Raw genomic sequence first — 12,845 nt, 5'->3', positions numbered from 1 at the left:
TTCATCTGCTAAAAAATTGCGCGACAGCGCACGGTTAAATACTTGCTACTTAATTACTTTTTTACCACCGGAAGACCATCGGCCTGCCACTGCACCATGCCACCTCTTAACTTATTGACACGTTCAAAACCTGCCTTAGCAAGTTTTGCCTGGGCAGCACCAGAGCTTTGGCCATGCTTACATACCACGATGATCGGCTGGCTTTTCACTTTCTCCAGTTCATTCATGCGGCTGTCGAGGCTGCTTTGAGGAATATTGCGTGCACCTGCAATATGTCCTGCTTTAAAGTCTTTGCTTTCACGGATATCCAGCACCACCGCATCTTCACGGTTAATAAGCTGAGTCGCCTGTGTAGAGGTCACAGCATGCGTGGCGGCGCTGCGCGCTTCGTACGCCACCCATGCTATTAATACCAGCAAAAACGCCCCGACAAGTAGGGGGTGGTTCATTACGAATTCGAACAGCTGATCGATCATCGTGAACACAATCTCTTGGTCTATGCAGAAAAAAGCGGCCTAGCCGCCTCCAGAAACGCAACAAGTATACACGTCACACGGCATACCGCGCAGGCCATGACGCCCAACGGCTGCCTGCGTTATGATGCCCCATGCGCGCGCCTGTCGCGACCCTGATTATAAGGTGTTGTCTGAAAACTGTTTGAGCAACCTTCACCAACGTTTCAAACAGCACCTCATGTCGCTTGGCTGACCAACATAACGAGGTTTTCATGGCTACAACTGCACCGCGCCCCGTGGCGCTAATCATTTTAGATGGCTACGGCCACAATCCCGATAGCGCCCACAACGCAGTGGCCGCAGCTAATACGCCTAACATGGACAAACTGTGGGCCAATCGCCCGCACGCCTTTGTGCACACCGATGGTCGCCATGTGGGCCTGCCTGACGGGCAGATGGGTAATTCCGAAGTAGGCCATATGAATATTGGTGCCGGGCGCATTGTCTACCAGGACTTCACCCGCATTACCAAAGCAATTGAAGACGGCGACCTAGACACCAACGAGGTGCTGACCAAGCCCATCGACGAGGCCGTTGCCAATGGCCGCGCCGTTCACTTACTTGGGCTGCTTTCTCCCGGCGGCGTGCATAGCCACGAAGATCACTTTATTGCCATGGCTGAGCTTGCTGCCCGACGCGGCGCGCAGCGCATTTTTATCCATGCGTTTTTAGACGGACGCGATATGCCGCCGCAAAGTGCGCTCCGCTCGATCGAGCGTGCTAATGCACGTTTGGCAGAGTTAGTAGGTGCCGACAATGGCTTTGTTGCCTCAGTCATTGGCCGCTTTTATGCAATGGACCGTGATAACCGCTGGGAGCGGGTTGAGCAAGCCTACCGCTTGCTGACCGATGGTCACGCTGACTTTATTGCTTCCAGCGCTGAAACCGCCCTGCGCGACGCTTACCAGCGCGGCGAAACAGACGAATTTGTCGCTTCTAGCAGTATTCCGCTGAATGGCACCGCCATTACGCTCCAAGACGGCGATGCGGCTATTTTCCTCAATTTCCGCTCCGACCGCGCCCGCGAATTAACCCGCGCAATCACTGAGGCTGAGTTTAACGGCTTTGAGCGGCGAGTACGTCCTACACTGGCTGGCGACGGTTTAGTCACGATGACCCAGTACGCCGCCAACATTCCAGCACCGGCGGCCTTTCCCCCTTCTGATCTCACCGACACCCTGGGGGAAGTGGTTGCTAAACGAGGCCTAACTCAGCTACGTATTGCAGAAACAGAAAAGTATCCCCATGTCACCTTTTTCTTCTCCGGCGGCAATGAAGCCGAGTACGCAGGCGAAGAGCGCATTTTAGTGCCCTCCCCCCGTGACGTTAAAACCTACGACGAAAAACCCGAGATGAGCGCCTTTGAGATCACCGATAAGCTGGTGGACGCTATCGACAGTGGTCGCTTTGACTTAATAGTGTGCAATTATGCCAATGGCGACATGGTTGGCCATACCGGTGACTTCAACGCCGCGGTAAAAGCGATTGAAACCGTTGATACTTGCGTTGGCCGGGTAGTAGAGGCCATTGAACGTGCCGGTGGTGCTTGCCTGATCACAGCTGACCATGGCAATGCCGAACAGATGGTGCATCCGGAAACAGGTGCGCCGCAGACAGCCCACACCACCTTTACGGTGCCGTTGATTTACGTGGGAGAGCAGAATGGGCGGCTGGAAGGTGGACGACTGTGCGATTTAGCGCCGACGCTGTTAACCATGATGAACCAGGCTCAGCCCGAAGCGATGACAGGTAACCCACTGATTCATTTTGATTGATGCTGATGCGATGGACGTTAGCTGTCGCGCTCATGCTGGCGTTAGGTTATGCGCCAGCAAGTTTAGCCCAGCCAAATGAAAATGCCGCGCGCCAACAGTTAGATGCGATTGGCCAGGAGATCGAAGCGGCTGCCCAGCGCCTCAGTGCGACCGGGCAAGCGCGGGATAGCGCCGAGCGCGAGCTGCGCCATGTGGAAACGGAGCTTGCCGAGACTCACCAGCGCCTGGATCAACTTCAGGCTGAGCGCCGTCAGCTGGCCGACGAAACGACCCAACTTCGCCAGCACCGAAAACGCTTGGAAGGTGAGCGTGAAGCACAATACGCTGCGCTGAGCCAACAGCTGGCAGCCCTTTATCGACTGGGGCCAACACCTCAGTTAAAACTGCTCCTTAACCAAAGCGATCCAGCCGAGCTAGACCGAATGCAGGCGTATCTAAATCGCCTGACTCAGGCGCGTCAGCAACGCCTTACGGATATAAGCCGCCTCGACACCGCACTGGCAGATACCGAGCAAGCGCTTAGCGAGCGTCAAACGCGCCTTGATGCATTAGCCGACGAGCTAGAAGAGCAAAGTACGATACTCGCTCAGCGAACCGAGGAACGGCGTGGCGTCGTAGCGACCCTGGATGACCGCTATGGCAGCGAAGAGGACCGCTTAGCCGATCTTAACCAAAGCCGAGAGCAGGCCGAACAGCAGCTAAGGGCGATACAAGCGGAGCTGGCTCGTTTAGCCGAGCCAACACCGACCACACACATCACCCGCACGCGGGGCGATTTACCCTGGCCCGTTCAAGGAGCCATTACGGCAACCTTCCAGCGTAGAGACGGCGTGCACTATAACGGTATCGTGATTCGAGCAGATTCGGGCAGTGCAGTAACAGCCGTTCATACAGGCCGCGTGGTATTCGCCGACTGGATGCGTGGCTTTGGCAACCTGCTGATTATTGATCACGGCGATCAGATCATGACGCTCTATGCTCACTTGCAACAATTTAGTGCACGGCCCGGCCAACAAGTAAGCCGTGGCACTGAAATTGGACGTGTCGGCAACAGCGGCGGGCAGACCAACCCCGCGCTTTACTTCGAAGTGCGGCGTAGCGGTGAACCAATTAATCCACAACGTTGGATTGCACGCCGCTGACGGGATAAGCTGACTCCTATGAATTAACAATCATGTCTCAACTTATGCAGCGCCTTCTGGCGCTGCCTTTCGCCTAGCGGAGTCCGCATGACGCTATCTGTTACCAAGGTATCGGCCCCTGCCAAGCGCTTTTTGGCTACCCTGCTCCCGCTTGTACTGCTGACTGCTCCTTTCCCCTTAATGGCTCAGTCTGCAAATAGCGTTGCTGATGACCTACCGCTTGAAGAGATCCAGACCTTTGCTGAGGTGTTTGAGCGCATTAAACGCGGCTATGTCGAAGAGGTTGACGACCGCACGTTATTGCGTAATGCCATGCGAGGCATGCTCAGCGAACTAGATCCCCACTCAGCCTATTTAGACGAAGAAGAGTACCGAAGCCTGCGCGAATCCACCCAAGGTGAGTTTGGCGGTATTGGCATTGAAGTAGGCACAGAAAATGGCCAGCTAATAGTTATTACCCCCATCGATGACACACCAGCTTCACGAGCGGGCCTGTTATCCCGCGATGTGATTGTGGCTATCGATGGAACGCCAACTGACAGCTTATCGCTTCAAGAGGCGGTTAACCTGATGCGTGGCGAACCGGGTAGCCAACTGCGTATTTCCGTCTTGCGGGCGGGTGAAGAGTCTCCGCGTGAGTTCACACTAACGCGCGAAGTAATTCGCAATGAAAGCGTTAAGCATGAAGTGCTGGAGCCAGGCTATGGCTACTTGCGAATTAGCCAGTTTCAGTCGCGCACCCCAGAGCAGGCACGTAGGTCGTTAGAGCGCATGGCCCGAGAGCAGCCACTTGAGGGACTCATTCTCGATTTACGCAATAACCCAGGTGGCGTTTTGCAGGCCGCCGTTGGCGTTGCCGACCTGTTCCTGGATGAAGGACTAATTGTGTACACCGAAGGGCGTCTTTCTGACACCGAAATGTCGTTTTCGGCATCGCCAGAGACACCCGCTGGTGATGTTCCGCTCGTTGTACTGATAAACAGTGGTAGCGCCTCGGCTGCTGAAATTGTCGCCGGGGCGCTTCAAGACCAGCGCCGCGGGGTGATAATGGGCACCGAAAGCTTTGGTAAAGGCTCCGTGCAGCAGATCATGCCGCTTGGCAATGGCGAAGGTCTTAAGCTGACAACCGCGCTTTACTACACCCCCAATGGGCGCTCAATCCAAGCACAAGGTATCGAGCCTGACGTGGAAGTGGTACGCGGCCGGCTGGAAGTGGCTGAGGGGCAACGTCAAATTCGCGAAGCTGATCTTGATGGTCATCTAAGCGGCCAAGACGCAATGCCCCGGGAGCGGACTGAAATGTCTCAGCGCCTGCGCGAGGACTATCAGCTCAGTGAAGCGCTGAACTTACTCAAAGCATTGAACGTGGTGGATCGTCGGCGTCGTTAACGACACGATTGCGGCAGGCGTCCTCGCTCTCCAATTGCCTGCCGCATCACCAGTCGTTTTATCGGCACCAACTGATTCATACCACTCATCCCCATATTGCGCGCCAGCGTCAATGCAGGCACTTGGCTACCGAAAAGCACTTTAAACCCTTTCATCAGCCCCAGCATGGCGCTGTTATCTAAGCGCCTACGCCGCTCGTAGCGACTCAGCGTGGTCAGCGCCCCCCAGGGGGCTCCTCGCTGCCATGCATTAATCACTTCCTCAGCCAGCACTGCCGCATCCATAAATCCTAGGTTAACGCCCTGCCCCGCTAGCGGGTGAATGCTATGGGCAGCATCGCCCACCAAGGCAAAATTAGGCTGCACGTAGTGAGCGGCGTGGCGCTGAATCAGCGGAAACCGATAGGCCGCATCGACGGCACTCACCTGACCTAAACGGTAGTCAAAGGCTTCACTTAGCGCCTGCCCCAACGCCTCACTAGAGAGCGATGTAAGTTGATGTGCATGCTCAGGCGTGGTCGACCAGACAATCGAACAGTAGCGATCATCACCGCCCACTGTTAACGGCAAAAAAGCCAGTGGATGGCCAGCGATAAAAGCCTGACGAGCCGTGTCGCCATGGGACTTTTCACACCTTACGGTGGTAACGACAGCCTCTTGCTGCATAGACTCTTCGGCCACCGATATCCCTGCCAATTCACGCATGGTGGAGCGTGCACCGTCGGCAGCAATTAATAATGGCGTATGCAATTGTCGGCCATCATCCAGCACTAGCCAGCGCCCGCTATCAGAGGTTTGCAAAGCCTCCACGCCCACTCCAAAGAAAGTGCTAACGGAAGGCAGCGCTAGCACCTGCTCATTTAACGCGGCCAATGTCACATCGTTTTCAACAATATGCCCAAGTACGGGCGCACCTGCTTCATCGGCGGAAAAATGGATGCTACCGCTACCTTCTGCATCCCACACCTGCATATAACGGTAAGGCGTTACCCTAGTAGCAGCCATCGCGGGCCACGCTTTCAAGTGTGAGAGCAGCCGCTGAGAAACCGGCGTCAGTGCACTCACCCTGGGGGCAGGCGGATGGCCACCAAAAGCATCTAAGCGCAGTGGTGCTGCTTTGGTTTCTACCAACGCCACTTGCATCCCAGCGTTAGCCAGCAGCCCTGCTAGTGCCGTGCCGACCATTCCGGCGCCTACGATCACCGCGTCAAAACGTTCAACCGGCACATCTATTGCCGCTGTTTGCGTTTTCATAACGTTCCCTTAGCTACTTGTTGCATCAGCGCTCCAGACCCATTGCTCTGCGTGCCAAGCTGCGGCGAAGCGGGCCCACTAAATTGAGCCCCACCAGGCCAGCTGCTCGGGCATGCGGCAGTAGGGGCAGCGAATAGCCAAATAGACGCACTAACCCATCGCTAAACCGAATGACATTGGCTCGGTCTTGCGCACGACGCTGCTCAAAGGCGAGTAGCATGTCCATATCACCAAGAGCACGCTGGTTCTGAGCGCCCTGGGCTAGTGCTTCGACCAGATCCATCACTGAGCGCAGTGCCAAGTTGAACCCCTGACCCGCTACCGGGTGAAGCGCATGGGCAGCATTTCCCAACACCGCCAACCCAGGTCGAACGGGCTCTTCCGCGGTAATCAGCGAAAGTGGGTAGCTGAAACGCTGCCCCACCCGAGTAAAACGCCCGACTCGATCACCAAAGGCAGCTTGTAGCTGGCGTAAAAACGCCGAATCGGAGAGCGCTAGTCGCGCCTGCTCTGTGCCGCTGGCATGCGTCCAGACCAGCTCCATCGCTTGGCCAGGCAATGGTAGCAGTGCGATCGGCCCCTCTGCTGTAAAGCGCTCATAGGCAACCCCCTCGTGGGGCTGGCTAATACCGACATGGGCAATGACGGCTGTTTGCTCGTAAGAGCGGTGGCGACTACTGATGCCCAACTGCTCTTTCAGTCCAGATCGCCCGCCATCGGCGAGAATAGTCAGCGCTGCCGTTAGTTCACTGCCATCGGAAAGCACCAGGCGGTGGCCGTTAGCTTGTGGCATTAGTTGCGCCACCGTTGCAGGGCAGTGCCACTCAATCGGCAGTTGCTGAAGATGGTGATGCAGCACGCGCCCCATCCAAGCATTCGGAATGACATGCCCCAATGCCGACACTCCCAGCTCCTGAGCACTAAGCCTCGTGGCACCTAAGCGACCCCGCTCGCTGATATGAATGCGCTTGATCGGGGTAGCTTCACTACGCATCGCCTCCCAAACACCCAGTTGGCGAAAGCGTTGGGCAGAGCCTTCAGCAATAGCACTGGCCCTAGCATCAAAGCTTGGCTGCCACGCTGACTTCTCAGCGTTTTCAGGTAAGGCAGCCGCTTCAACAATTGCCACACGCCAGCCGTAGCGCTCAATCAACGGCGCCAACGCGCAGCCTAAGCTGGCACCGACCAGCCCGCCTCCCACAATAACGATATCGTGGGTGAGCGTAGCTGCTTGCTGCTGTCTTACCTGCTGAGTCCCATGCATTGTCATCTCCTACGGATAAACCAAACCCAGCAAATGTAATTTCGTAATGTAAATTACATAAACAAATATCAATGGAATTTTACTGCTTATTTATTAACCATTAATTGCTCTATATCAGCAATTCGCTTCGGCACGTCTGACGTAAGCACTTCGTGCCCATCACGGGTCACCACGACATCATCTTCAATACGAATTCCAATTCCGCGGTAAGCGGCAGGAATATCATCATCGCTGGGAATGTATAAACCAGGCTCAATCGTGACGACCATGCCTTCGGTTAGCAGGCGCGGCGTCTCTTCATCCGACCGATAAGTTCCTACATCGTGCACGTCTAACCCCAACCAATGGGACGTAGAGTGCAGGTAGAAGCGCCGATAGCTCTCATCGTCAATGCGCTCCTGCGCATCGCCCTCTAACAACCCGAGACCGATCAGCCCAGCGGTTAAATCCCTCACGACCCCTTGGTGAATATCCGCCAGCGTGGCTCCCGGCTTGACGGCGTGCACTGCACGCTCTTGCGCATCTAGCACCACTTGATAAAGCGCCCGCTGAGCGTCATTGAACCGACCATTAACCGGGAAAGTACGGGTAATATCCCCAGCGTAGAGGTCGAACTCGGCCCCTGCGTCAATCAGCACAAGTGTATCGGCCTGCAACGTATCGCTGTTCTCAATATAGTGCAGCACGCAAGCGTTAACGCCACCACCAACAATGGTGCTATACGCAGGCCCGCTAGCACCTTGCCAAACGAATTCGTGCTCTAACTCTGCCTGCAACTGATACTCGCTTAACCCTGGATGGCAGACACGCATCGCACGCGTATGCGCCTTTGCTGAAATAGCGGCCGCATGGCGCATTAAGGAAATTTCAGCAGGGCTTTTAATAAGGCGCATCTCATGTATAAGCGGGCGGCTATCCAACCATCCTTTCAATGCTGGTTTACCTCGGCGTAGGCCAGCTTGAGCGAAGGCCAACGCCTCTTCTGCAATATTCAGCGCCTCAGGGTTATCTAACGGCAGGTAGAGCAGTTCGCGGCCTGCCAATAGATCTGGCAACAGTTCTTCCCGCTGAGCATTTTCAAACGCTTGGTCAATGCCATGCTGAGCCTCAACGCCCTGGGCGCCTAGTCGTCTACCTGTCCAGGCTTCCATAGTGGCGTCGCGGTCTTGGCAAAACACCACGCTTTGGCCTGCCTCGCGCCCAGGCAGCACTACAAGCAACGCATCGGGCTCTTGAATGCCGGTTAAGTAGTAAAAATCACTCTGCTGGCGGAACGCGTATTCGCTATCGTGAGAGCGCGTTACCAAGGCAGCGCTTGGCACCACTAGCGCAGCACTGGCAGGCAGTTGGGCGATGAGCGCTTCTCGGCGCTGGCGGTACTCTGCAGGCGCAATAGCGGCGGGCCGAGGCAGTAACTCAGGTAACATAGATAACTCCTGTATTAATGAACGGGGGCGTCGGTCTGCTCAACCTGGGGCATTCCTGGGTGCTGCTCGGTGTAGAGCAACATTGCCGCCATACGCGCGTGTTCCGTCAGCGCAAATAGATCATTTTCGTTTTCAGGACTATCCTCGATATCGGTTTCGATCTGTACGAGTCCTGCGAGATCCTCGATGGCTTCTTGAAGCGTCTTAGACCAACGTTCGCGTAGCGCTTCATCAGCCACGTCTTCAACGACTTCCATAAAACCCAGCGTCCACTCTTTTAGCCCCTGGGCTTGCTCGGCGAGTGAAAAAAGCTCATCGGGTAGCAGCGGTGTGTAATTCAAATCGCTGGCGCTCAATGCCTCCAGCGTTTGACGCCGCCAACCTAGTAAGCGTTCAGCGCTATCAGGATCTCGCGGCTGCTCGACCCCTAAGCTTAGGCATACCTCTTCTAGCCATGCTTCAGCCGTCACATCACGCAGCGCTAGCAGACCACTTAGGCGGCCATCCAAAAACGCGGGCGACTGCATACTTCCATGCAGAAGAAAAACATCCGCGACGTCAGAAAAATCCTGGCGTTCATTGATTAGGGACATGGGCATTGCTCGCTATACAAAATGGGGAATGAAGTCGTCGTAACAACATCGCTAAGGGTGTTAAACCGCAGAAGGAATCTTACGGCGCGCGCGCCTGTGCGTTGACCCCACATAAGCGGCTCTCTTATAGTGAACGCCAACTATCCTTCCTATGCAGCGATGTTAACGCATTGGTCAATAAAATGACCTGTGCCGGAGTTTTTGATGAGTAACGCGAAGCGGCCAACCAAAGAAATCACCCTACTGGGTCGCAGCTACATGATTGCTTGCGACACTGGCGAAGAAGCTAAGCTGGAACGTGCTGCTCGCTATTTAGATCGCGCGATGAATGGCATTCACGCCCAAAGCAATGCCCTTGGCAGCGAGCGGGTTGCAGTGATGGCAGCGCTGAATATCACCCATGAGTTGCTTGAAATTATGGATGAGCACCGCGCGAGCGAAGCAAACCTGAACCGCCTAAACGACCGCCTTGAACGGGCACTAGCGGATACACGCCAGCAAAAAGAACCGTAAGAACCTGCTGTCGGCTCTTTGGCATTACCACTGGCTCTGTTAGGATAGAGATGTTCTCTGGGGTGTACGCCAGTCGTTATAGTCCCTCGAGCCTATGCGAAGTACCCAGGGGGCCAAATGCTAGCCAAACCCGTGTGCATGTCCGTGCGTCGGAAAGCCTGACGGTTTGGCTGCGGCCACCCACCTGAACCAGTAGGTTCAGGGCCAGAACGACAGCGGCATTCTGGGGAACACTTAGTCTTGATTAGCTCATCACGAGTAGCTCGTTATGAACGATACTGCTGCCCGCAGTACATTCGGCGATAAAATTGCGCTTCGTCGTGAGCTTAGACGCAGACGCCGCACCCTTTCCCTAGATCAGCAAAAACAAGCCGCTACCGCCCTTTGCCAGCGCCTTAAAGGGCTGCCTGAAATTTGTCGTGCGAAACGCATTAGCCTTTATTTACCGGTTAACGGCGAGATAGACCCGACACCATTAATACCTTGGCTTCGAAAGCGAAAAGTAAGTATTTACTTACCGGTATTGCGCCCATTTTCGACTAATCGCCTTTGGTTTGTTGCCTACCGCGAATCTACCCCCATGGTTAAAAACCGTTTTGGCATCGCAGAGCCCTGTTCACGATTTGCCGCCGATAGGCGCAATCGCCTGCCAGCTTGGGCGCTAGATACGCTTATTGTTCCGCTGGTAGGTTTTGATAAGCAAGCAAATCGCATGGGCATGGGAGGTGGTTTCTATGATCGCAGCCTCGCTTTTATGCGCCGCCAAGGGCCTGCACCGACACTCATAGGCGTTGCTCACGCCTGCCAACAGGTGGATGCGCTCCCCATCGAACCTTGGGATATTCCGTTGGACGTGATAGCTAGTGACACAAGGGTTATTCGACCAACTAAAACGGGCTGATCTTAATGATCAGCCCGTTTTAAATATCAACCTCGACTAGCTTGGCGCAGCGTTTACGCTGAAAGCGCTGTGATCAACTTAGTAAGTTAACTCCCCGATAGCGCTTGCGCGTATCCAGTGGCGAGTACTCCAAGTAAAAACACCACTGTTAGCGCCATCACCATATCAGGCTTTTTACGCCGCATGCCTCATCTCCAACGTCTTTCACGGTTGCCAAATGTCCTTAATGCGTCATCTAGACAATGCTGCTAAAAAGATGACGCACCTCATTAATTTCGCCCACGACTATAGGGCTATAGGGGAGGACTGACAACTGCTTTCAGTGCTATTTTTAATACGCCATTAAACGTTTTCAAAAATTCACTTTTCTTAACAGCCCTGCATCCTGGGGTTAGTAAGTACTTACAATTATTTACGCCATGAAGAGCCGATACGCTGGGTTATCACTCTCCCACCAATAACGGTAGCCAATCGCATCTAAGTACTCTGCAACATGGGTTTGATCACTGCTCGGCACTTGCATACCGACCAATACACGACCATAGGCAGCACCATGATTTCGATAGTGGAACAGTGAAATATTCCAGTCATGGGGTAGCTGGGTTAAAAAGTTCATTAGCGCACCAGGGCGCTCCGGGAACTCAAAGCGGTAGAGCTCTTCTTCAAAGCGCTCGCTAGGCCGACCACCGCTAAGGTGGCGAATATGTAGCTTCGCCAGCTCATTGTCGGTCAAATCTTCAACCTGATAGCCAGCTTCACGAAGCTTATCAATCACCGCCTGGCGGTCTTCCCCACCCGGTTTAACTTGAACACCCACAAAGATATGGGCCTCGTTATTATCTGCATAGCGATAGCTGAACTCGGTGACCATGCGCTTGCCCAGCGTTCGGCAAAACTTTTTAAAACTGCCTGGGTTTTCCGCAATGGTCACCGCCAAGATCGCTTCACGCTGCTCACCCAGCTCGGTGCGTTCCGCAATATGTTGCAAACGATCAAAATTGGTATTCGCGCCAGAGTTAATACATATCAACGTCTCGCCTTCAGCACCGGTTTGCTGCACATATTTTTTCAAGCCAGCTAGCGAAAGCGCCCCAGACGTTTCTGCCACGGCGCGAGTATCTTCAAAGATATCCTTCACCGCAGCGCACATCTCATCGGTATTCACCGTGATAACGTCATCGATTAAGTCACGTACTAAAGAAAAAGGCACTTCACCGATTTGCGCGACGGCGACCCCTTCCGCGAACACGCCAACTTGATCCAGCACGACCCGCTCCCCGGCTTCTAGCGCGGCTTTTAAACAGGCACTGTCTTCGGCTTCTACGGCAATGATTTTGATATCTGGGCGCAGATATTTCACATACGCCGCGACGCCTGCGATTAAGCCGCCGCCACCGACAGGAATAAAAATAGCGTCTAGACGGCCGCTGTGCTGGCGCAGAATTTCAACACCAATGGTGCCCTGACCTGCGACCACATCGATATCATCAAACGGCGGAATATAGGTATAGCCATGCTCTTTAATCAATTCTTGAGCATGCTCAGCAGCAGCAGCAAATGCATCACCTTTCAAAATAACCTTAGCGCCGCGGGCACGTACTGCCTGAACCTTAATATCGGGCGTAATACGCGGCATCACAATAACCGCCTTCACCCCCATCAGCTTGGCTGCCATAGCCAAACCCTGGGCATGATTGCCCGCCGATGCTGCAATCACGCCCTTGGCCTTCTGCTCTTCAGTTAGCTGGGCCATTTTGTTGTAAGCACCACGAATCTTGAAAGAAAACACTGGCTGAAGATCTTCGCGCTTAATCAAAATTTGGTTATTGAAACGACGCGACAAAAAGGGAGCGGGTGAAATAGGGGTCTCACAAGCGGCTTCATAAACGCGGGCTTGGAGGATCTTTTTGACGGTTGCTTCGAGCATGCGGGAATCCCAAAAAAATAACGTGACCCTGACGGGAGAGAGCAAAGCCTTTATTGGTAGCAGATTACGCCTAGCGTCGTCTAGCGGCGTTTCCATCGGCAGTGGGCGCTAAGGCCGTTATACTAGAGAGCACTGCCTAACCCTGA

The 12,845-nt window shown here is 54.4% G+C and carries 11 protein-coding genes and 1 other RNA gene; 6 read left to right on the top strand and 6 right to left on the bottom strand.

Annotation, left to right across the window (positions count from 1 at the left end; all coding sequences use genetic code 11):
* Window positions 1–53: 53 nt before the first annotated feature.
* Window positions 54–476: a rhodanese-like domain-containing protein gene (locus NF683_RS07320; protein ID WP_030071716.1), complete on the bottom strand. Its 423-nt coding sequence runs from the start codon at window positions 474–476 to the stop codon at window positions 54–56.
* 251 nt (window positions 477–727) lie between these two features.
* Between NF683_RS07320 and gpmI the strand changes: the two genes are divergently transcribed.
* The 3 genes from gpmI to NF683_RS07305 all read left to right on the top strand — a co-directional run bounded on the left by gpmI (window position 728) and on the right by NF683_RS07305 (window position 4,821).
* Window positions 728–2,290, top strand: a complete 1,563-nt coding sequence (gene gpmI / locus NF683_RS07315; RefSeq protein ID WP_253921655.1) for a 2,3-bisphosphoglycerate-independent phosphoglycerate mutase — start codon at window positions 728–730, stop codon at window positions 2,288–2,290.
* A complete protein-coding gene (locus tag NF683_RS07310) occupies window positions 2,290–3,432 on the top strand; it encodes a murein hydrolase activator EnvC family protein (RefSeq protein ID WP_456362355.1) in 1,143 nt (380 codons plus the stop codon). The genes gpmI and NF683_RS07310 overlap by 1 nt, the downstream gene beginning before the upstream one ends.
* A gap of 87 nt (window positions 3,433–3,519) precedes the next feature.
* A complete protein-coding gene (locus NF683_RS07305; RefSeq protein WP_193059895.1) occupies window positions 3,520–4,821 on the top strand; it encodes a S41 family peptidase in 1,302 nt (433 codons plus the stop codon).
* Here NF683_RS07305 and NF683_RS07300 read toward each other — a convergent pair.
* From NF683_RS07300 to NF683_RS07285, 4 genes are all read right to left on the bottom strand, one after another.
* Window positions 4,818–6,074, bottom strand: a complete 1,257-nt coding sequence (locus NF683_RS07300) for a UbiH/UbiF/VisC/COQ6 family ubiquinone biosynthesis hydroxylase (RefSeq protein ID WP_253921653.1) — start codon at window positions 6,072–6,074, stop codon at window positions 4,818–4,820. The two genes, NF683_RS07305 and NF683_RS07300, sit on opposite strands and share 4 nt — an antisense overlap.
* 25 nt (window positions 6,075–6,099) lie before the next feature.
* On the bottom strand, window positions 6,100–7,338 hold the full coding sequence (ubiH, locus tag NF683_RS07295) for a 2-octaprenyl-6-methoxyphenyl hydroxylase (RefSeq protein WP_193059897.1): 1,239 nt from the start codon (window positions 7,336–7,338) through the stop codon (window positions 6,100–6,102).
* Between the two features lie 86 nt (window positions 7,339–7,424).
* Window positions 7,425–8,765: a Xaa-Pro aminopeptidase gene (pepP, locus tag NF683_RS07290; RefSeq protein ID WP_253921652.1), complete on the bottom strand. Its 1,341-nt coding sequence runs from the start codon at window positions 8,763–8,765 to the stop codon at window positions 7,425–7,427.
* 14 nt (window positions 8,766–8,779) lie between these two features.
* Window positions 8,780–9,358, bottom strand: a complete 579-nt coding sequence (locus NF683_RS07285) for a UPF0149 family protein (protein ID WP_193059899.1) — start codon at window positions 9,356–9,358, stop codon at window positions 8,780–8,782.
* A 204-nt stretch (window positions 9,359–9,562) separates the two neighbouring features.
* Between NF683_RS07285 and NF683_RS07280 the strand changes: the two genes are divergently transcribed.
* From NF683_RS07280 to NF683_RS07270, 3 genes are all read left to right on the top strand, one after another.
* Window positions 9,563–9,871 carry a cell division protein ZapA gene (locus NF683_RS07280; protein WP_089040104.1) on the top strand — a complete coding sequence of 103 codons (309 nt, stop codon included), beginning with the start codon at window positions 9,563–9,565 and terminating at the stop codon, window positions 9,869–9,871.
* A 51-nt stretch (window positions 9,872–9,922) separates the two neighbouring features.
* Window positions 9,923–10,105: non-coding RNA, 6S RNA (gene ssrS, locus NF683_RS07275), on the top strand.
* Between the two features lie 34 nt (window positions 10,106–10,139).
* Window positions 10,140–10,772 carry a 5-formyltetrahydrofolate cyclo-ligase gene (locus NF683_RS07270; protein WP_089040105.1) on the top strand — a complete coding sequence of 211 codons (633 nt, stop codon included), beginning with the start codon at window positions 10,140–10,142 and terminating at the stop codon, window positions 10,770–10,772.
* Between the two features lie 412 nt (window positions 10,773–11,184).
* On the opposite strand, the gene ilvA is transcribed toward NF683_RS07270, so the two are convergent.
* Window positions 11,185–12,699, bottom strand: a complete 1,515-nt coding sequence (gene ilvA, locus NF683_RS07265; RefSeq protein WP_253921651.1) for a threonine ammonia-lyase, biosynthetic — start codon at window positions 12,697–12,699, stop codon at window positions 11,185–11,187.
* Window positions 12,700–12,845: the final 146 nt, after the last annotated feature.

The organism is Halomonas sp. MS1, assembly GCF_024182575.1.
Lineage (GTDB): Bacteria > Pseudomonadota > Gammaproteobacteria > Pseudomonadales > Halomonadaceae > Vreelandella.
Note: the sequence above shows the minus strand (reverse complement) of the source record. Positions and strands in the feature narration are given on the sequence as shown.